Annotated in this window: 19 protein-coding genes; 11 read left to right on the forward strand and 8 right to left on the reverse strand. The window is 67.2% G+C overall.

The genetic code is table 11. The annotated features are described in order from the left end of the window. Positions 1-47 precede the first annotated feature (47 nt). Positions 48-572: a gamma carbonic anhydrase family protein gene (locus Q5H94_RS18750; protein ID WP_304562778.1), complete on the forward strand. Its 525-nt coding sequence runs from the start codon at positions 48-50 to the stop codon at positions 570-572. Here Q5H94_RS18750 and Q5H94_RS18755 read toward each other — a convergent pair. Together Q5H94_RS18755 and Q5H94_RS18760 are read right to left on the reverse strand one after the other, a co-directional pair. Further along, a complete protein-coding gene (locus Q5H94_RS18755; RefSeq protein WP_431312194.1) occupies positions 569-1,021 on the reverse strand; it encodes a DUF1465 family protein in 453 nt (150 codons plus the stop codon). The two genes, Q5H94_RS18750 and Q5H94_RS18755, sit on opposite strands and share 4 nt — an antisense overlap. A gap of 118 nt (positions 1,022-1,139) precedes the next feature. Then, on the reverse strand, positions 1,140-1,337 hold the full coding sequence (locus Q5H94_RS18760; protein WP_304562780.1) for a YdcH family protein: 198 nt from the start codon (positions 1,335-1,337) through the stop codon (positions 1,140-1,142). Positions 1,338-1,514: 177 nt separating this feature from the next. Here Q5H94_RS18760 and Q5H94_RS18765 point away from each other — a divergent pair, with 177 nt between their 5' ends. After that, positions 1,515-1,670 carry a YdcH family protein gene (locus Q5H94_RS18765; RefSeq protein WP_304562781.1) on the forward strand — a complete coding sequence of 52 codons (156 nt, stop codon included), beginning with the start codon at positions 1,515-1,517 and terminating at the stop codon, positions 1,668-1,670. Between the two features lie 52 nt (positions 1,671-1,722). On the opposite strand, the gene Q5H94_RS18770 is transcribed toward Q5H94_RS18765, so the two are convergent. After that, positions 1,723-2,073, reverse strand: coding sequence for a PilZ domain-containing protein (locus tag Q5H94_RS18770; protein WP_304562782.1), 351 nt, complete (start codon positions 2,071-2,073; stop codon positions 1,723-1,725). Positions 2,074-2,163: 90 nt separating this feature from the next. After that, positions 2,164-2,634, reverse strand: a complete 471-nt coding sequence (gene dksA, locus Q5H94_RS18775; protein WP_304562783.1) for an RNA polymerase-binding protein DksA — start codon at positions 2,632-2,634, stop codon at positions 2,164-2,166. 394 nt (positions 2,635-3,028) lie between these two features. Between dksA and Q5H94_RS18780 the strand changes: the two genes are divergently transcribed. Further along, on the forward strand, positions 3,029-4,024 hold the full coding sequence (locus Q5H94_RS18780) for a hypothetical protein (RefSeq protein WP_304562784.1): 996 nt from the start codon (positions 3,029-3,031) through the stop codon (positions 4,022-4,024). A 121-nt stretch (positions 4,025-4,145) separates the two neighbouring features. Here Q5H94_RS18780 and Q5H94_RS18785 read toward each other — a convergent pair whose 3' ends face one another. Then, a complete protein-coding gene (locus Q5H94_RS18785) occupies positions 4,146-4,586 on the reverse strand; it encodes a host attachment family protein (protein WP_304562785.1) in 441 nt (146 codons plus the stop codon). 86 nt (positions 4,587-4,672) lie between these two features. On the opposite strand from Q5H94_RS18785, the gene serS reads away from it, so the two are divergent. The 5 genes from serS to Q5H94_RS18810 all read left to right on the forward strand — a co-directional run bounded on the left by serS (position 4,673) and on the right by Q5H94_RS18810 (position 9,947). Then, positions 4,673-5,947 carry a serine--tRNA ligase gene (serS, locus tag Q5H94_RS18790; RefSeq protein ID WP_304562786.1) on the forward strand — a complete coding sequence of 425 codons (1,275 nt, stop codon included), beginning with the start codon at positions 4,673-4,675 and terminating at the stop codon, positions 5,945-5,947. 298 nt (positions 5,948-6,245) lie between these two features. Further along, positions 6,246-7,010 (forward strand): 5'/3'-nucleotidase SurE, encoded by a 765-nt coding sequence (surE, locus tag Q5H94_RS18795; protein WP_304562787.1) that lies wholly within the window; start codon positions 6,246-6,248, stop codon positions 7,008-7,010. A gap of 56 nt (positions 7,011-7,066) precedes the next feature. Beyond that, positions 7,067-8,230, forward strand: a complete 1,164-nt coding sequence (locus Q5H94_RS18800) for a M23 family metallopeptidase (RefSeq protein ID WP_304562788.1) — start codon at positions 7,067-7,069, stop codon at positions 8,228-8,230. Positions 8,231-8,287: 57 nt separating this feature from the next. Continuing rightward, positions 8,288-9,526 carry a tyrosine--tRNA ligase gene (gene tyrS, locus Q5H94_RS18805; protein ID WP_304562789.1) on the forward strand — a complete coding sequence of 413 codons (1,239 nt, stop codon included), beginning with the start codon at positions 8,288-8,290 and terminating at the stop codon, positions 9,524-9,526. 106 nt (positions 9,527-9,632) lie between these two features. After that, positions 9,633-9,947, forward strand: a complete 315-nt coding sequence (locus Q5H94_RS18810; RefSeq protein WP_304562790.1) for a PilZ domain-containing protein — start codon at positions 9,633-9,635, stop codon at positions 9,945-9,947. A 129-nt stretch (positions 9,948-10,076) separates the two neighbouring features. Here the strand turns inward: Q5H94_RS18810 and recG are convergent, their stop codons facing one another. Further along, entirely contained in the window at positions 10,077-12,134 is a 2,058-nt protein-coding gene (gene recG / locus Q5H94_RS18815; RefSeq protein ID WP_304562791.1) for an ATP-dependent DNA helicase RecG, read from the reverse strand. A gap of 174 nt (positions 12,135-12,308) precedes the next feature. On the opposite strand from recG, the gene Q5H94_RS18820 reads away from it, so the two are divergent. The 3 genes from Q5H94_RS18820 to Q5H94_RS18830 all read left to right on the forward strand — a co-directional run bounded on the left by Q5H94_RS18820 (position 12,309) and on the right by Q5H94_RS18830 (position 16,501). Then, on the forward strand, positions 12,309-12,575 hold the full coding sequence (locus Q5H94_RS18820; protein ID WP_304562792.1) for an FAD assembly factor SdhE: 267 nt from the start codon (positions 12,309-12,311) through the stop codon (positions 12,573-12,575). Positions 12,576-12,685: 110 nt separating this feature from the next. Next, entirely contained in the window at positions 12,686-16,144 is a 3,459-nt protein-coding gene (mfd, locus tag Q5H94_RS18825; protein WP_304562793.1) for a transcription-repair coupling factor, read from the forward strand. 66 nt (positions 16,145-16,210) lie between these two features. Further along, positions 16,211-16,501, forward strand: a complete 291-nt coding sequence (locus tag Q5H94_RS18830) for a GIY-YIG nuclease family protein (RefSeq protein WP_304562794.1) — start codon at positions 16,211-16,213, stop codon at positions 16,499-16,501. Positions 16,502-16,611: 110 nt separating this feature from the next. Here the strand turns inward: Q5H94_RS18830 and Q5H94_RS18835 are convergent, their stop codons facing one another. Together Q5H94_RS18835 and Q5H94_RS18840 are read right to left on the reverse strand one after the other, a co-directional pair. Continuing rightward, positions 16,612-16,974: a hypothetical protein gene (locus Q5H94_RS18835; RefSeq protein WP_304562795.1), complete on the reverse strand. Its 363-nt coding sequence runs from the start codon at positions 16,972-16,974 to the stop codon at positions 16,612-16,614. Positions 16,975-17,036: 62 nt separating this feature from the next. Beyond that, entirely contained in the window at positions 17,037-18,509 is a 1,473-nt protein-coding gene (locus Q5H94_RS18840) for a DNA recombination protein RmuC (RefSeq protein WP_304562796.1), read from the reverse strand. Positions 18,510-18,667 lie beyond the last annotated feature (158 nt).

The raw sequence follows: 18,667 nt of genomic DNA on the forward strand, positions 1-18,667 counted from the left end.
AAGAAGGTCAGCCCTTTCGACAAGCTCGGGGCGAACGGGAGATGTATATGCCCCTCTACGCCACCGCCGATGCGCAGCCCGCGCTCGCCGCGACCGCCTGGGTCGCGCCGAGCGCCGATGTGATCGGCGACGTCCACATCGGTGAGGATGCCAGCATATGGTTCGGCGTGGTCATCCGCGCCGACAACACCGCGATCCGGGTCGGCGACCGTAGCAATGTGCAGGAGGGGGCGATGCTGCACTCCGATCCCGGCGTGCCCTGCACCGTCGGCGCGGACTGCACGATCGGCCACCACGCCATCCTCCACGGCTGCACGATCGCCGACCGGGTGCTGGTCGGTATGGGCGCGACCATCCTCAATCGGGCGAAGATCGGCGCGGATTCTCTGGTGGGCGCGGGCGCGCTGGTCACCGAGGGCAAGAGCTTCCCGCCCGGCAGCCTGATCCTCGGCAGCCCCGCCAGGGTGGCCCGCGCGCTCAGCGACGCCGAGATCGCCAAGCTCCGCGTGTCGGCCGACGGCTATGTGGAAAGAGCGAAGAGTTTCGCGCGCGACCTGAAGCGGATCGACTAGAAGGCGAGCGCCAGCCGGTCCTGCATCGATCGCACCGGACTTTCGACGACAAGCTCCCCGACCTGCGCCTCGTCGAGCAGGCCGACACGGCGGTACAGTTCCGCGCTCGACGCGATCAGCGCCTGCGCCCGCCCCGGCAGCGCCGCCACCGCAGCCGGCTCGCTGACCGGCGCGGGGCCGAGCCGGCGTGAGGGATCGAGCGCGTCGCGCGGCGCCATCTCGCCGACGCCCACGGCCCGCTGCGTCAGCAGCCAGGCGATGACGTGCATCAGTCGCGTCGTCACCTTCAACGATTCGCAACTGAACGACACGCGCGCGAGCGGATCGAGGCCCTCGCGGTCGCTCTTCCCGCCCTCGTCGAAATAGCTGCGCGCTTCGTCCGCGAGCACCATCGCATCGACGTACAGCACGTCGATCAGGCGATCATGGATTCGCGAGTCGGTCGTCATTCCCCTCATGACGATGTGGTGACACAATCGGTTCCGCTGCGGTATAGGGGCTGTCGCGGAGCAGCGTCCCAATCCGCTACGCCCACTCCGGGCCGGGGGCCCGCATCTCCCTCAAACATCACGCGATTATATCGGGGATCATCTGATCCTCGAGCATTGCGATCTCGTCGCGGAGCCGCAATTTGCGTTTCTTGAAGCGGGCGAGCTGAAGCTGATCGGCCGAGCCGCCATCGATCAGCGCGCCGATCGCGGTGTCGAGGTCGCGATGTTCGATCCTGAGCGTCTCGAGCCGCTTGCCGATGACAGTGCCGTCCATCCGTCCCCCGATTCCCGGCCCAGACTTAGCAAATAGAGCGGTTCGGGCGAGACCCCAAAACGGGTCGTCGCACGATTTGCCTCAACGTGTCGAATTGCGGCGAATCAGGGGCAGACAATTAACCCGGATCGTGATGTACTTCGTTCCCCTGCCACCGAACGAAGGAGGAACGCTTTCATGCAGACCGCGCATTTCGAGGCCCTTGAGGCCAAGCATGCAGTCCTCGAACGAAAGATCAGCGCCGAGTCGCAACGACCCCTGCCTGATAGCGCGATGTTGGCCGCGCTCAAGAAGCAAAAGCTCCGGGTAAAGGAAGAAATGACGATCGTCTGATCGCCGGAGCGGCTCGGGCGGTTCTGCCGTCCGGGCCCAGCCCGATACAGGCTTATTTCGACTTGGCGCCGCCCACCGGCTTGCGCGCCGCCAGCGGATCGATCGGCCGCTCGAACGACACGCCGATCCGCCCCTCGCTCGACCAGGCCACCGTGCCGTTGACCCAGCCCACACCGCGCAGATCGAATTCCACCGCCGTGCCTTCGTCCAGACCGCGCGGATATTCCGCCATCAGCCCGCCTGGCGCAAGGTTGCGCACGCGCACCGGCAGCGCCGTCTCGCGCGTCGATCCGATGACGTTGAGGATCGACATCAGGAACAGGCTGTCGCGCGGCTTCATCCGCTCGGGGCCATAGCCCTCGGCGTCGGTGCCTTCGTTGGGTCCGTTCGAAATCTGGTCCATCACTTCCGTCGCTACGCTTGCGTGTCGGGATCGGACCTAGACCGAAAACGTGTCGAACTCTTTAAAACACGCGGAGCCGCGCGGCTTAAATCAGTCCTCGCGCGAGATTTTCTCGTGGCGTTCGTGGCGCTCCTGCGCCTCGACCGTCATCGTCGCGATCGGGCGCGCTTCGAGGCGGCCGAGCGAGATCGGCTCGCCGGTCACTTCGCAATAGCCGTACTCGCCTTCCTCGATCCGCCGCAGCGCCGCGTCGATCTTGGAGATCAGCTTGCGTTGCCGGTCGCGCGTGCGCAGCTCGATCGACCAGTCGGTCTCGCTCGATGCGCGGTCGGTCAGGTCCGCCTCGCGCAGCGAATCGATCTGGAGCTGCGACAGCGTGCCTGCCGACTCCTTCAGGATCGCGTCCTTCCAGTTCTGCAGCTTGTCGCGGAAATACGCCTGCTGGCGTGGATTCATGAAGGGTTCTTCGGCGCTGGGCCGATATCCGTCTCCACCTTCACCACCCGCCGCAGGCGGTTCGAAACTCGCGGGTTCATCTAGCCTAATCAAGACCGTCGCCATCCAATCACTGCCCGAACGCCCCTCGGGCCACGCGCTACAGGGCCCAAATCCATCCGGGCCGAGCCCCTCTATGAGCGCGCCTATAGCCATGCGCTTCGCCCACCACAAGCAACCCGCCACGCGACGCCCTCGCTCACGGATGGAGGGGCCCGCCGGCAAATATGGTTAACAACAACTTCACTGAAATCTGAACACGCGCGAAACCGTATCATGACGATACGTTAACCATATCCCGCTCGGCAAAGTTGCTTCACGTCAACAGAATAGGTCCGAATGTTTGGTTAAGACTATTGAACTTAACTTTTTGTTGGCTTCTTTAGGCAAGTAGCGGCTCACCGCTGAAGTATTCATGGCCCGGATTCCCTCGGGATGATGGCAACGAAAGAGTTAGATCATGTCGGTGCGGATGGCCTTGGCAAAATTGTGTGCCTGCACGTGTGGCGGCGCGATCGTCGGCGGTGGAGCAGTCCACGTCGCCGAGGTGTCGCACCCCAAGCCGGCGTATGTTCAGAAAGCGACCAAGCGAGTCGTCCGCCGCACGGCGGTGGCAAGCGGCGGCAAGGTTCGCCGAGTCGTGACCAAGACGGTCGCGTCCTGCCCGCCCGCCGTCGTCACAATGACGAGCCAGGGCGCGCCGATCCCGATGCCGCTTCCCGACGCGCAGCCCTATAGCGGCGGCGGCGGTGGCGGCGGTCTCGCCGTGATCGGCGGCGGTGGCGGCTTCGGCGGCGGTTTCGGCGGTGGCGGCGGCTTCTTCGGCGGCTCGTTCGGCGGCGGCGGCAGCTCGGGCAGCGGCGGCATCGTCATCTCCTCGACCTCGTCGTCGAGCGGCGGATCGACCTCGTCGGCCAGTGGCGGATCGGGCGGGTCGTCCACGTCGTCGGCAAGCGGCGGCTCCTCCACCTCGACCGGCGGCGCGAACGTCTCCAGCACCTCTTCCTCGGGCGGTTCGAGCGGCAACGTCTCGTCGGCCTCGGGCGGGTCGAGCGGCAACGTGTCCTCGTCGTCGAGCGGCAACGTCTCATCCTCGTCGAGCGGCAACGTCTCCTCGGCGTCCTCGACCTCGTCGAGCTCGAGCGGCAACGTATCCTCGTCGACCTCCTCGTCGTCGAGCGGCAACGTCACCTCTTCGGCCTCGGGCAGCACGTCCACGTCGAGCGCGTCGAGCGGCTCGAGCAGCTATGCGTCGAGCAGCCACGGTTTCCCAAGCTCCAGCGGCCATCCTGGTCATCCCGGCCATCCGGGCGGCCCCGGTGGTCCTCCGGGTGGTCCGGGCGGCCCACCTGCGCCGGTCCCCGCGCCGCCGATGGTGCTGCTGTTCGGTGCCGCCGCAGCCGCGCTGGTCGGCCGCAAGCGCTTCGCCAAGAAGTCGGTCGAAGCAGAGGCCTGAGCGCCCCCCTGAGCGCCCATCGTCACCCCAGCGAACGCTGGGGTCTCATGGGGCCAGCGCGCGCGCTATCACCGCGAGACCCCAGCTTTCGCTGGGGTGACGGGATCGGGTGACGCGCGTTTCAGGCCGCCTTGATCGCCTTCTCGATGTCCGGGATCGGATGATCGGTCAGATCCTTGTCGATCTCGCCCTTCAACCGCGCTTTCACCTCCGAATGGTAGTGCGTCCGCAACACGCCGAGCGTGCGCGGCGGCGCGACGACGATCAGCGACTCAAAATCGTTCGACAGCGCCTTCTCCTTCAGCAGCAATCCGGCATCCGCGGCGAAGCGCTCCTCGTTCTGGCGGTGGAAATCGGTCTCGCCGACGGCCGACCCGCCCGGCCCCGGCCCGCCAGGTGAGCGCCCCGCCGGCCCGGTCTTGATCTCGCGGTCGGGCTCGTCGGCATGTTCGCGCGCGTGTTCCACGACCAGGTTGGGATAGACGTCGTCGCCCTCGTTGCGCAGCAACAGCAGCTTGCGCCCGTCCAGCACCAGCACGGCTGCGTCATGGGGGATGTGCATGATCTCTCTCCAATATCGTGGAGAGGGTGAACGCGCGGGCGGTACGGCGGGTTGCGCCCGCCCGCCCTCGCCGCCATAGCCCGGCCATGCACGATATCCGTCTCATCCGCGAAGACCCGAAAGCATTCGACGCAGCGCTGGCCCGGCGTGGCCTCGCGCCGGTGGCGGGCGGGCTGATCGCGCTCGACGAGAAGCGCCGCGCGCTGATGACCGAGGCGCAGGTCGCACAGGCCCGCCGCAACGAGGCCTCGAAGGAGATCGGTGCGGTGAAATCGCGTCGCGACGATCCGGGCGATCTGATGAAGGAGGTCGCCGCCATCAAGGAGCGCCTGCCCGAGATCGAGGCCGAGGAGAAAGCGATCGCCGACAAGCTCAACCGCAAGCTCTCCGCGCTTCCCAACGCCCCCCTCGCCGACGTGCCGCAGGGCAAGGACGAGGACGAGAACGTGCTGGTCGCCACGCACGGTACGCCGCCCAGCTTCGCCTTCGCGGTGAAGGAGCATGACGCGATCGGCCCCGCGCTCGGCCTCGATTTCGACGCGGGCGTCGCGCTCTCCGGCTCGCGCTTCACGCTGCTGCGCGGGGCCGCCGCGAAGCTCTCCCGCGCGCTCGGCCAGTTCATGCTCGACATGCTCAGCGGCGAGCACGGCTATGAGGAAGTCGCTCCGCCCGTCCTCGTCAAATACGACGCCCTCTTCGGCACCGGCCAGATGCCCAAGTTCGCCGAGGATCTGTTCAAGGTCGGCGAGGATCACTGGCTGATCCCCACCGCAGAGGTGAGCCTGACCAACATCGTCGCGAACAAGATCCTGAACGAAGGCGAGCTGCCGCTGCGCTTCACCGCGCTCACCCCCTGCTTCCGCTCGGAAGCCGGCGCGGCCGGGCGCGACACGCGCGGGCTGATCCGCCAGCACCAGTTCGACAAGGTCGAAATGGTCTCGATCGTCGCGCCCGAGAAGTCCGACGACGAACACGAGCGCATGACCGCCTGCGCCGAGGGCATCCTCACCGCGCTCGGCCTGCCGTTCCGCCGCATGAAGCTCTGCACCGGCGACATGGGTTTCTCCGCCGCGCGCACCTACGATCTCGAAGTGTGGCTGCCGGGGCAGGACCGCTACCGCGAGATTTCGAGCTGCTCGACCTGCACCGATTTCCAGGCGCGCCGCATGAACGCGCGCTACCGCCCTGCGGAAGAGAAGGGCACGAAGTTCGTCCACACGCTCAACGGCTCCGGCCTCGCGGTCGGGCGGACGCTCGTCGCGGTGCTGGAGAATTACCAGCAGGAGGACGGATCGGTCGCCGTGCCCGAGGTGCTGCAACCCTACCTCAAGGGCCTCAACCGGCTGGAGCCGCGCGCATGAACGCCTTTCTATCCTCCCTCGCGCAGCGGGGGAGGTGGCGTGCGCAGCATGACGGAGGGGGCCGGGCCGCGAGCGCAGCGCTTGCGGAAACGCCCCCTCCACCGCCTGCGGCGGTCCCCCTCCCCCGCTGCGCGAGGGAGGATTAGAAAATGCGCATCCTTCCAAATTCCGTTCGGGCTGAGCTTGTCGAAGCCCTGCCCTTTCTTCGTGCCAAGAAGGGCAGCCCCCTTCGGCTGGCTGGCAAAGCCAGCCGCTCAGGACAGGCTTCGACAGGCTCAGGGCGAACGGGGTTCAGGTAATGCGCATTCTCCTCTCCAACGACGACGGCATCCACGCCCCCGGCCTCGCCGTACTCGAACGCATCGCGCGCACCATCTCGGACGACATCACCATCGTCGCGCCGATCGAGGAACAATCGGGCAAGGGCCGCTCGCTGACCCTTACCGAGCCCGTCCGCCTGCGCAATTTCGGAGAGAAGCGCTGGGCCGTCACCGGCACGCCAACCGACGCGGTGATGTTCGCGCTCGGTGAGATCATGAAGGATGCCAAGCCCGACCTCATCCTCTCCGGCGTCAATCGCGGCGCAAATCTCGGCGAGGACGTCAGCTATTCGGGCACCGTTGCCGCCGCGATGGAGGGCGCGCAGGCCGGCATCCGCTCGATCGCGCTCAGCCAGCGCTACGAAACGACCGGCCTGGGTGCCGACGTCAGCTTCGCCGCCGCCGAAGTCTGGGGAGAGCGGGTTCTGCGCCCCCTGCTCGACGCGCCGCTCGGTCACCGCACGCTCGTCAACGTCAACTTCCCGCCGGTCGCGCCCGATGATGTGAAGGGCGTCCGCGTCGTCGCACAAGGCCTGCGCGACTACGGCCGCGTGAAGCTCGACAAGCGCAAGGATCCGCGCGGCTTCGATTATTACTGGCTCAACCTCGGCCGCATCCCGCATACGCCGATGGAAGCGACCGACCTCGAGGCGATCGAGCAGGGCTATGTCACCGTCACGCCGCTCCATCTCGACCTGACGCATTACGCCTCGCTGGTTATGCTTAACGAAAAATTTGCCTGACCGCGTCTAGCAGGGCTGCCATGAGACCATGGCAGGCCAGTTGCGGAGTATATCGCGTGTTGCTGATCCTCGTGGCGGGCGCGCTGGGGGGATGTATCCCGCAGACCGACCGGCCGGACCCCTATTACAATCCCCAATATGATCGTCCTCAGGCCGACCGCCGCGACGATCCGCGCTACGATCCCCGGTACGATCGGCGCGACGAGTATCCGCAGCAGGATCGCGCCGACGACCGCCGCGATTACCGCGATCCGGCCGACGACCAGTACGAGCGCCCGCGCTATGACGACGGCGTCTCCGCGCTGCCCGCGCCGCCGCCCGCCTGGCGCGCGCAGCCCGTCACGCCCGATGCGCAGAGCGTCGATGCGACCAGCTACACCGTTCGTGCAGGCGACATGCTGCGCCAGGTCGCGGAGCGCACCGGCGCGGGATCGGAAGCGATCGCGCGCGCCAACGATCTGCCGCCGCCCTTCACGATCCGCCCCGGCCAGCGCCTGACCATTCCCGCCGGCCGCTATCACCTCGTCCGCGCCGGCCAGACCGGCATCGCCATCGCCCGCGCCTACGGTATCGACTGGCACCGGATCGTCGATGCGAACGACCTCGTCGAGCCCTATACCCTGCGCGTCGGCATGCGCGTGCTGATCCCCGGCGACGCCTCGACGCCCGCCACGCCGCGCACCGCCGCCGAGCGCGCCGCCGCTTTCCGCCTCGATATCGACGACATCCTGACCGGCGGCGAACCCGCGCTCGCGACCAATCAGCGCACCACGCCCGCCTTCACCACGCCGCGCCGCGCTTTGCCCTCGACGGCGGCGATCACCGCACCGTCACGGCTGCGCGGCGGCTTCGAATGGCCGGTGCAGGGCCGCGTCGTCGCGCATTTCGGCCCCGGCAATGCCAGCGGCGAGAAATACAACGGCATCAAGATCGCCGTGCCGAAGAACACGCCGATCCTCGCCGCCGCCGACGGCACCGTCGCCTATGTCGGCAGCGAAGTGCCGAACCTCGGCGGCGTCGTCATCCTCAAGCACGGCGACAATTGGAACAGCGTCTACGGCCACGCCAGCCAGTTGCTCGTCCAGCGCGGGCAGGCGGTGAAGCGCGGCCAGACCATCGCGCTGTCCGGCGAAACCGGCCTCGCGACGCAGCCCGAGGTGCATTTCGAACTGCGCAAAGGCCGCACGCCCGTCGATCCGCTGGGGCAATTGCCGCGCTGAGGAAGGCGTTTCGTCACCTTTGCCACCCCGGCGCGCCATGCTAAGCGCCGCGCCACCATGACCGAACACACGTCCGACCTGCTCACGCTGCTCGCCTCGCGCGGCTATATCCACCAGCTTACCGATGCCGCCGCGCTCGATGCGCTTGCGGCGAAGCAGGTCGTGCCCGGCTATATCGGCTTCGATCCGACCGCGCCGTCGCTCCACGTCGGCAGCCTCGTGCAGATCATGATGCTGCGCCGGATGCAGCAGACCGGCCACAAGCCGATCGTCCTGATGGGCGGCGGCACCGGCAAGATCGGCGACCCCTCGTTCAAGGACGAGGCACGCAAGCTGCTGACGGACGAAGTGATCGCGGACAACATCGCCTCGATCAAGCGCGTGTTCGAACGCTTCCTGACCTTCGGCGACGGGCCGTCGGACGCGATCATGGTCGACAATGCCGAGTGGCTCGACAAGCTGGAGTACATCCCCTTCCTGCGCGAGATCGGCCAGCATTTCTCGGTCAACCGCATGCTCAGCTTCGATTCCGTGAAGCTCCGGCTCGATCGCGAACAGTCGCTGTCGTTCCTCGAATTCAACTACATGATCCTGCAGGGCTACGACTTCCTGGAGCTGTCGCGCCGCTTCGACTGCCGCCTGCAGATGGGCGGATCGGACCAGTGGGGCAACATCGTCAACGGCATCGAGCTCACCCGCCGCGTCGCGGGCGAAAGCGTGTTCGGCCTCACCACCCCGCTGATCACCACGGCGGACGGCGGCAAGATGGGCAAGACCATGTCGGGCGCGATCTGGCTCAACGAGGATGCGCTGCCCGCGTATGATTACTGGCAGTTCTGGCGCAACACCGACGACCGCGACGTCGGCCGCTTCCTGCGCCTGTTCACCGATCTGCCGCTCGACGAGATCGCGCGGCTCGAGGCGCTGGAAGGCGCGGAGATCAACGCCGCCAAGGTCGCCCTCGCCAACGCCGCGACCGCTTTGTGCCGGGGCGAGGACTCCGCACGCGACGCCGCCGAGACCGCGCGCAAAACCTTCGAGGAAGGTGCCGCTGGAGACGCGCTGCCGACGCTCGCCGTCACCGGGTCGATCAACATCCTCGACGCTTTGGTCGGCCTCGGCCTGGTCGCCTCCAAAGGTGAGGCGAAGCGTCTCATCAAGGGCGGCGGCGCCCGCGTGGGTGCCGACAAGGTAAGCGACGAAGGCCTCGTCATCACCGTCGGCGCGGAAGGCGTGCGGATCGCGGCGGGCAAGAAGCATCACGGGATTCTGGTCCCGGAATCTGCTGGCGGTTAGACCAATCTACTAGTGCGCAAGACTGCGTTAAGCATGTCTGTTTCGTCGTGGTTCATGCCTCGGGCGTAGTTTTCGAACACGGTCGAGAATATAACGGACGAAAAATATGCGCTACGCTCAACGCCTTAAGGTCGATCTTCGCGAAGTCGAGCGCGACGCCGTCCATTATCGCTCGCGCGCGTCGGACGCGCAGGGCCGCGCCTTTCCGGTGCTGATCGTCAACACCTCCGCCAAGGGCCTGATGGCGCGCTGCGAGGCCGAGCTGGTCGAGGGCGACCGCCTGCGCATCGCCCTGCCCGCCGCCGGCAATGTCGAGGCCGAAGTCCGCTGGTCGCTCGGCGGCCGCATCGGCGTCGAGTTCACCGAAGTGATCGCGCTGCCGGTCTATTACGAAATGCTCGCCGCGCTGATCCGGGGCTGATCCCTCTCACCGTTCGTGCTGAGCGAAGTCGAAGCACGTGCCCCAAAATACGCCCCCTTCGGCTGGCTGGCAAAGCCAGCCGCTCAGGACAGGCTTCGACTTCGCTCAGGGCGAACGGATCTGGTGGGTTTACCCCGACCGCAGCAGCGCCACCCCCGCGTCGCGCTCGAACAGATAGAGCGCGAGCCGCGCCGCCGTCCCGCGCGGCCCGTCGAGCCCGCCGTCGCGATCGATCAGCAGCCGCGCATCGTCATGCGCCACCGGCAGCAGCTCCCCGAGCATTTCGGGATCGACCAGCCGGAAGCCCTCCTCCCCCGATTGCCGCGTGCCGAGCAACTCGCCCGAGCCGCGCAGCTTGAGATCCTCCTCGGCGATGCGGAAGCCGTCATTGGTCTCGCGCATCAGCGCCAGCCGCGCCCGCGCCGTCTCGCCGAGCGCCCCCGAACGCACCAGCAGGCAGTTCGATTTCCCCGTCCCTCGCCCCACCCGCCCGCGCAACTGGTGGAGCTGCGCGAGCCCGAAACGGTCGGCATGTTCGATCACGATCAGCGTCGCGTTGGGCACATCGACGCCGACCTCGATCACGGTCGTCGCCACCAGCACGCTCAGCGCGCCCGAGGAGAAGGCGGCCATCACCGCGTCCTTCTCCGGCCCCTTCATGCGACCGTGAACGAGCCCGATCCGCTCCCCGAACCGCGCCTGCAGCGTCGCCGCACGATCCTCGGCGGCGGCAAGGTCGCTCTTGGCGCTCTCCTCCACCAGCGGGCACACCCAATAGGCCTGCCCCCCATCCGACAGATGCCGCCCCAGCGCATCGACCACATCGCTCAGCCGGTCCTGCGAGATCACGCGCGTCTCGATCGGCTGGCGGCCCGGCGGCATCTCGTCGAGCCGGCTGACATCCATCTCGCCGTAATTGGCGAGCGTCAGCGTGCGCGGGATCGGTGTCGCGGTCATCGCCAGCAGGTGCGGCGCAGTCTGCGCCTTGGCCTGCAGCATCATCCGCTGCGCGACGCCGAAGCGGTGCTGCTCATCGACCACCACCAGCCCGAGATCCTTGTAGGCCACCGCCTCCTGAAAGATCGCGTGCGTTCCGATCAGGATGTTGATCGAGCCGTCGGCCAGCCCCATCAAGGTCGCCTCGCGCGGTCGCCCCTTGTCGCGCCCGGTCAGCACCGCGATCTCGACCGGCAGGCCCGCGAACAGTTTCCGCAGCGACTCGTAATGCTGCCGCGCGAGGATTTCGGTCGGCGCGAGCAGCGCGGCCTGCGCCCCCGCCTCGACTGCGACCAGCATCGCCAGCGCCGCCACCAAAGTCTTGCCCGCGCCGACATCGCCCTGCAACAGCCGCAGCATCGGTTGCGCCTGCTCGAGATCGCCCTCGATCTCGCGCACCGTCCGCGCCTGAGCGCCCGTCAACTGGTACGGCAGCCGCAGCATATCGCGCAGCCGTCCATCGCCCGCCAGCGCCCGCCCCCGCCGCCCGCGCGACGATTGCCGCACCAGCATCAGCGCGAGCTGGTTGGCGAACAGCTCGTCATAGGCGAGCCGCGTCCGCGCCACCGTATCGGCGGGATCGGCATGGACCCGCGCCAGCGCCTCGCGCCAGCCGGGCCAGCCATGTTTCGCCAGCAGGCCCGGCTCGATCCACTCGGGCAGATCCGGCGCGCGCTCGACCGCCTGCGCGGTTAGCTGCCCCATCCGGCGTGACGTCATGCCTTCGCTCAAGGGATAGATCGCCTCGCGACCGCCCGGCTCGGCCTCTTCCATCGGCAGCACATAGTCCGGGTGGACCATCTGCAGCTCGTCGCCGTACATCTCGAGCTTGCCCGACACGCGCCGCTGCTCGCCGGTCGGCAGCAGCTTCTTCGCCCAGCCGGGATGCCCGCCGAAATAGAGCAGGCTGACATAATTGCCCTTCGCATCGACCGCGCGCACCCGCGACGGCCCTCGCCCGTTGCTCGAACGATAGTCGACCGCCGTCAGCGTGATCGCGATCGTTCGCCCCGCATCGGCCATGTCGAGTTCGTCGCGCGCCACCCGGTCGATGAAGCCGGTCGGCAAATGGAACGCCACATCGACCACGCGGCTCAGCCCAAGCCGCTCCAGCGGCTTGGCGAGCTGCGGCCCGACGCCCTTCAGCGCCGTGACTTCGGCGAACAATGGATTGAGGATATCGGGGCGCATGACTATCTGGGGTCACTCCTAAACCGTTCGCCCTGAGCTTGTCGAAGGGCTGCACCTCTTTTCGACCGTAGAAGAGAAGAACAGGGCTTCGACAGGCTCAGCCCGAACGGTAAGGGGGTTGTCTCATGCGCCGACGGCAATTCCTGCCGCCGGCCAATTGCCGTTGGAAGCCTCATGGACCGCGAAATCCGCCTCAAACGCCTGCACTACCGCGCGCATCACCGCGGCGTAAAGGAAGCCGACCTGCTGATCGGCGGCTTCTTCGACGCGCGCTCGGCCGAGTGGAACGACGACGAGATCGCTTTGTTCGAAGAGCTTATCGAGGAGCAGGACGTCGACATCATGGCCTGGGCCATCGGCACCGATGTCGTGCCCGAGCGTTACCGCGGCTCGATCATGCAGGCGCTCAACGCGCTCGATTACGTGCCGATCGCCAAGTAATTTCCGTTCGTGCTGAGCCTGTCGAAGCACTGCACTTCCTTTCCAACGCCCGAAGAAGGGCAGCCCTTCGACAAGCTCAGGGCGAACGGATGTTAGGTTCACCCTCCTAGATGCCCGACCTCCAACAGATCCTCACCGCCAAGTCCCCCCTCACCCTCGCCGGCGTGCCGACGGGGTTCGAGCCGTGGCTGCTCGCCGATCTCGCCCGCGCTGCCCAAATGCAGAAGGCGCCCCGCGCCGTGTTCATCGCCCCCGACGAGGCGGCGATGCGCGCGATCGCGGCGACGGCACCGATCTTCGCGCCCGATCTGGAGGTGCTGAGCTTCCCGGCGTGGGACTGCCTGCCCTACGACCGCGCCTCGCCGACGCTGCGCGTCATGGCCGAGCGCATGGCCGTCCTCCACCGCCTCCAGCAGAAGCCCGACCGCCCGCAGCTCGTCGTCACCACGGCCAACGCCGCCGCGCAGCGCACGCTGACGCCGTTCCGCATTCGCCAGCTCGTCGCCACGCTCGCACCCAAGGAGCGGATCGGCCGCGACCGGCTTGCCGCACTCCTGCAGGCCAACGGCTATGTCCGCGTCGAGACCGTCGCCGATTCGGGCGAGTTCGCGGTGCGCGGCGGGCTGGTCGATCTCTTCCCGAGCGGTGAGGATCATGCGCTCCGCCTCGATTTCTTCGGCGACGAGATCGAATCGGTCCGCACCTTCGACCCTGCCGACCAGCGCACCACCGGCCGCATCGACGGCTTCACCCTGCTGCCGGCTTCCGAGACGCTGCTCGACGAGGACAGCATCAAGCGCTTCCGCAGTCGTTATCGCGAGCGCTTCGGTGCGACCGCCACCGGCGACCCGCTCTATCAGGCCATCAGCGAGGGCCGCCGCCTCGCCGGCATGGAACATTGGCTCCCGCTGTTCGAAGAGAAGATGACGACCCTGTTCGAGCATCTCGGCCCGGATGCGGTGCTGGTGCGCGACCAGGGCGTGCTCGCCGCCGCCGAGCAGCGGTTCGAGGCGATCACCGATTATCACGCCAACCGCGTCAAGGCGCAGTCCAGCGATCCCGGCAGCTACCGCCCGCTGCCGCCCGACGCGCTGTACCTCAAGGCGAAGGAATTCGCCGAGCTGCTGGCCGCCGCCCCCGCCCACCTCACCACGCCTTTCCACGAGCCCGAATCCGCCACCGTTCTCGATTTCCAGGTCGACGGCCCGCGCGATTTCGGCCCCGACCGGGTGAGCGGCAACAACGTCTACGAGGCGGTGGTCGATCATATCGCCGCGCTGAAGAAACAAGGCCGTAAGGCGATTCTCGCGAGCTATTCCGGCGGCGCGCGCGAGCGGCTGGCGACGCTGCTCGCCGATCATGGCCTTAAGGGTGCCACCAAGGTCGCGACCTGGCAGGAGGCGCTGGGCGCGGCGAACACGGCGCTCATCATCCTGCCGCTCGATCACGGCTTCACCACGCCCGCCGTCGCGCTGCTCACCGAGCAGGACATGCTCGGCGACCGCCTCGTCCGCCGCCAGAAGCGCAAGAAATCCGCCGACGCCTTCCTCGCCGAACTGGCGATGCTCACCCCCGGCGATCTCGTCGTCCACGTCGATCACGGCATCGGCCGCTACGAGGGGCTGACCTCGATCCCCGTCGGCCAGAGCCCGCACGATTGCGTCGCGCTGAGCTATGCAGGCGGCGACAAGCTCTTCGTCCCCGTAGAGAATATCGACGTCCTCTCGCGCTACGGCTCCGACGCCGAGGGCGCATCGCTCGACAAGCTCGGCGGCGAGGCGTGGCAGCGCCGCAAGAGCCGCATGAAGGAGCGCATCCGCGAGATCGCGGGTGAGCTCATCGCCACCGCCGCCGAACGCGCGCTGCGCCCCGCCGACGTGATCGAGGCGGAAAGCGGCTATGCCGAATTCGTGGATCGCTTCCCCTATGAGGAAACCGACGATCAGGACCGCGCGATCGGCGATGTGCTCGAGGATCTCGCCAAGGGCACGCCGATGGACCGGCTCGTCGTCGGCGACGTCGGCTTCGGCAAGACCGAGGTCGCCTTGCGCGGCGCTTTCGCCGCGGCGATGGCGGGCAAGCAGGTCGCGATCGTCTGCCCCACCACCCTGCTCGCGCGCCAGCATTTCACCAATTTCGCAGGGCGGTTCGAAGGCTTCCCGATCAAGGTCGGCCGCCTCTCGCGCCTCGTCCCCGCCGCCGAGACGAAGGCGACCAAGGAGGGCCTCGCCGACGGCACGATCGACGTCGTCGTCGGCACGCACGCCATCCTCGCCAAGGGCATCGAGTTCAAACGCCTCGGCCTCGTCATCGTCGACGAGGAGCAGCGCTTCGGCGTCACCCACAAGGAGCGGCTCAAATCGCTCAAGACCGACGTCCACGTCCTCACCCTCACCGCCACGCCGATCCCGCGTACCCTCCAGATGGCGATGAGCGGCCTGCGCGAACTCTCGGTCATCCAGACCCCGCCGGTCGATCGCCTCGCGGTGCGCACCTATGTCATGCCCTGGGATCCGGTCGTGCTGCGCGAGGCCTTGCTGCGCGAACACTACCGCGGCGGCCAGTCGTTCTTCGTCACCCCGCGCATCGCCGACCTGCCCGAGATCGAGGAATTCCTGCGCGAATCTGTGCCCGAGATCCGCTACGTCGTCGCACACGGCCAGATGGCGCCGACCGAGGTCGAGGAGCGCATGTCCGCCTTCTACGACAAGAAGTTCGAGGTGCTGGTCTCGACCACCATCGTCGAAAGCGGGCTCGACATCCCCAGCGCCAACACGATGATCATCCACCGCGCCGATCGCTTCGGCCTCGCGCAGCTCTATCAGCTTAGGGGCCGCGTCGGTCGCGCGAAGATCCGCGCCTACGCCTATCTGACGACCCCCGCCGACCGCACGATGACCGAGACCGCCGAGAAGCGCCTCAAGGTGCTGAGCGACCTCGACAGCCTCGGCGGCGGCTTCCAGCTCGCCAGCCACGATCTCGACCAGCGCGGCGCGGGCAATCTGCTCGGCGACGAACAATCGGGGCATATCAAGGAGGTAGGGTACGAACTCTACCAGTCGATGCTCGAAGAGGCGATCATGGAGGCCAAGGCCGGCGGCGCGCTCGCCCGGCCGAAGGACTTCTCGCCGCAGATCACCGTCGACGCGCCGATCCTCATCCCCGAGGAATACGTCCCCGATCTCGACCTGCGCATGGGCCTCTACCGCCGCCTCAACGATCTCGACGACGCCAACGAGATCGAGGCCTTCGCCGCCGAACTCATCGACCGCTTCGGCCCGCTGCCCGATCCGACCGAGAACCTCGTCCGCCTCATCGAGATCAAGCTCAACGCCAAGAAGGCCTGCGTCGCCAAGATCGACGTCGGGCCCCGCGGCGCGCTCGTCACCTTCCACGACGACAAGCCGCCCAACATCGACGGCCTGCTCGCCTGGGTCGCCCGCGTCGGCGATGCGGCCCGGCTGCGCCCCGACAGCAAGCTGGTCGTCACGCGCAACTGGGGCGACCCGAAAGCCCGCCTGCACGGCGCGCTGCAATTGTCGAAGGGGCTGGCGAAGGCGGCGGGGTAGCGCCCTCCGCAATCGTCATGCCAGCGAAAGCTGGCATCTCCCAGTAGGGCGCGATACCCCCGTCAGGTGGCACGCGGCGGCTGGCCCTACATCATGGCGAGCAAGCCGCGCGGCATGCTCTACATCGGCGTTACCGCGCATCTCGCGGCGCGCGTCGACCAGCATCGCCGCGACACCGGCTCCGCCTTCTGCCGCCGCTACGGCATCAAGACGCTGGTGTACGCCGAGCCCTACGACACGATCGAGGAAGCGATCGCGCGCGAGAAAGCGCTGAAAGCGTGGAAACGCGACTGGAAGATCGAGCTGATCGAGGCGGCGAACCCGGAGTGGCGCGATATGTTCGACACGCTCGCCTGACCTCAACCGTCACCCCAGCAAAAGCTGGGGTCTCCCAGTTTCGACCGCTACGCCCGCCCCACAAAGACCCCAGCTTTCGCTGGGGTGACGATTGGGGTTACTGCGCTACCTCAACGTCTGGTCGGATAGCCGAAGCGGGAACTTTCGAACGACACCACGGCTCCCCCGTTGTTGCCGAGCGGAATCGCGGCCGTGCCGGCCACGCCGCGCGTCCCGTTCGATCCGATCATCGCGCTGATTTCGCCGTGGATGCCCCGTCCGCTGTTCTCGGAAGGGTCTTGCTCGCCACGCGCGATCGCTGCGCTTTCGACGGTGTTGCTGTTCAGGATCGCATCGCGCTGCGAATCCGTCAGGCGCACCGTGTCACCCGTTGGCGCACTCGGCGTCGATGTATCGGCTGGCGTCTGGGCAAAAGCTGCGGGCGATGCCGTGACGGCAAGGACAATCGCAGCCGGGAGGAAACGAAAGCGCACTGGTATCGATCGGATCATGTCGCTGTCCTATTCCGGCCAATCCCAACCTCAGATGAACGACACTATTCCGCCGCCTCGTCCACCTCGGGCGGCGCGACCAGCGCCGGCGCCACCGCATCGCCGTAGCGCGCCAGCGCCTCGACCGGCTGCAGCTCCGGGATTTCCTTCGCCGTCGATTCGATGTTGAGATCGCGGAACTTCCGTCCCGTGCTCAGCACGTTGCGCTCGAAACTTCCGACGAAATCGTTGTAGCGATTGACCGCGCTCCCGAGCCCGCTCCCCACAACCCGCATATGCTCGGCCGCGACCGCCAGCCGGTCGTGCATCTCCTTGCCGAGCTTGCCGATCTCGGCCGCCTGTTTCGCCATCTTCTCCTGCCGCCACACCGCATCCACCGTCCGCGCGATCGCGATCAGATTGGTCGGCGTCGCCAGCAGCACGCGCTTGTCGAAGGCGAAGTCCCACAGCGTCGGGTCATGTTCCAGCGCGGCGGTGAGGAAATGCTCGCCCGGCACGAACATGATGACATAGTCGGGCGCGTCGGCGAACTGGCTCCAATACGCCTTGTTGCCGAGCCCGTTGACGTGCGCACGCATCGAGGCGGCGTGCAGGTCGAGCCCGCGCTTGCGCTCCTCCTCGTCGACCGCGCCGAACGCATCCTGATAGGCGTTGAGCGACACCTTCGCGTCGATCACGAGACTGCGCCCGCCCGGTACGCGCACGATCGCGTCGGGGCGCAGCCGCCCCCCCTCATCGCCGCCGTCGATGCTCACCTCGGTGCGGAAATCGGTGTGTTCGCTAAGTCCGCAGGTCTCCAGCACGTTCTTCAACTGCTGCTCGCCCCAGCGTCCGCGCGATTTCGGCGCATTGCGGAGCGAATTGACCAGCTTCGCGGCCTCGCTCGACACCTTCTCCTGCCCGACGCGCAGCCCCTCCAACTGGCCCTTCAACTGGTCGAACGCGCTCACCCGGTCGGCCTCGACCTTGGTCACGCTCTCCTCGTATTTGAGCAGGCGGTCGCTGACGGGTTGCAGCATCGACTTGAGGTTCGCCCCCGCCGTCTCCTCGGACTGGCGGAAACGCTCGTCGGCGCGCTTCAGGAAATTTTCCTGCGCCTCGATCAACAACTTGCCCGAGATTTCGGAGAATTGCGCCGAAAGCTGCTCCTTGGCCTTGAGCAATTCCGCCACGCGCGTCTCATGGCTCTCGCGGATATCCTTCAGGCGCGCATTCTCCTGCTCGTTGCGCTCCTCGAAACGTTGCTCGAAATTGACCGCGATCGTGCGCAACTCGGTATTCTGGAGCCGCACCGCGTCGCGGTCGTCGCGCATCTCCTCCAGCGCCTCGCGCAGCGCCTCGGCCCCGCGCGCACGCTCCTCCGCGCCCGCCAGATCGACGATCGCCCGCTTGAAATCCGCCTCGCGCGCATCGCGCTCCACACGCAGCGCCGCCGCCCCGCGACCGGCAAGGAACCAGCCAGCCGCCAGCCCGGCCAGCAAAGCGACGATGACGAACAGGATATCGATAGTGTTCAACGCAGACCCCCGGAACGAAGGGCGAACTTACCGCGTCACGTCGCGTTCGACAACGGAGACTGCGACGAACCGCTCGTCGTCCCGGCGCAGGCCGGGACCGCTGGGGAATTGGCAAGCCGTTCGCCCCGAACACAGCGGCCCCGGCCTGCGCCGGGGCG

The sequence above is a fragment of the Sphingomonas immobilis genome (genome assembly GCF_030580995.1).
Taxonomy (GTDB): Bacteria; Pseudomonadota; Alphaproteobacteria; order Sphingomonadales; family Sphingomonadaceae; genus Sphingomonas; species Sphingomonas immobilis.

Excerpts from the sequence above, each read along its gene's own strand:
- surE (WP_304562787.1), top strand. The coding sequence starts at position 6,246 with ATGCGCATTCTCCTCTCCAACGACGACGGCATCCACGCCCCCGGCCTC.
- Q5H94_RS18785 (WP_304562785.1), bottom strand. The coding sequence starts at position 4,586 with ATGCACATCCCCCATGACGCAGCCGTGCTGGTGCTGGACGGGCGCAAG.
- Q5H94_RS18750 (WP_304562778.1), top strand. The coding sequence starts at position 48 with ATGCCCCTCTACGCCACCGCCGATGCGCAGCCCGCGCTCGCCGCGACC.
- Q5H94_RS18760 (WP_304562780.1), bottom strand. The coding sequence starts at position 1,337 with ATGGACGGCACTGTCATCGGCAAGCGGCTCGAGACGCTCAGGATCGAA.
- recG (WP_304562791.1), bottom strand. The coding sequence starts at position 12,134 with ATGCGCCCCGATATCCTCAATCCATTGTTCGCCGAAGTCACGGCGCTG.
- dksA (WP_304562783.1), bottom strand. The coding sequence starts at position 2,634 with ATGGCGACGGTCTTGATTAGGCTAGATGAACCCGCGAGTTTCGAACCG.
- Q5H94_RS18770 (WP_304562782.1), bottom strand. The coding sequence starts at position 2,073 with ATGGACCAGATTTCGAACGGACCCAACGAAGGCACCGACGCCGAGGGC.
- Q5H94_RS18780 (WP_304562784.1), top strand. The coding sequence starts at position 3,029 with ATGTCGGTGCGGATGGCCTTGGCAAAATTGTGTGCCTGCACGTGTGGC.
- Q5H94_RS18810 (WP_304562790.1), top strand. The coding sequence starts at position 9,633 with ATGCGCTACGCTCAACGCCTTAAGGTCGATCTTCGCGAAGTCGAGCGC.
- Q5H94_RS18755 (WP_431312194.1), bottom strand. The coding sequence starts at position 1,021 with ATGACGACCGACTCGCGAATCCATGATCGCCTGATCGACGTGCTGTAC.
- serS (WP_304562786.1), top strand. The coding sequence starts at position 4,673 with ATGCACGATATCCGTCTCATCCGCGAAGACCCGAAAGCATTCGACGCA.
- tyrS (WP_304562789.1), top strand. The coding sequence starts at position 8,288 with ATGACCGAACACACGTCCGACCTGCTCACGCTGCTCGCCTCGCGCGGC.
- Q5H94_RS18765 (WP_304562781.1), top strand. The coding sequence starts at position 1,515 with ATGCAGACCGCGCATTTCGAGGCCCTTGAGGCCAAGCATGCAGTCCTC.
- mfd (WP_304562793.1), top strand. The coding sequence starts at position 12,686 with ATGCCCGACCTCCAACAGATCCTCACCGCCAAGTCCCCCCTCACCCTC.
- Q5H94_RS18820 (WP_304562792.1), top strand. The coding sequence starts at position 12,309 with ATGGACCGCGAAATCCGCCTCAAACGCCTGCACTACCGCGCGCATCAC.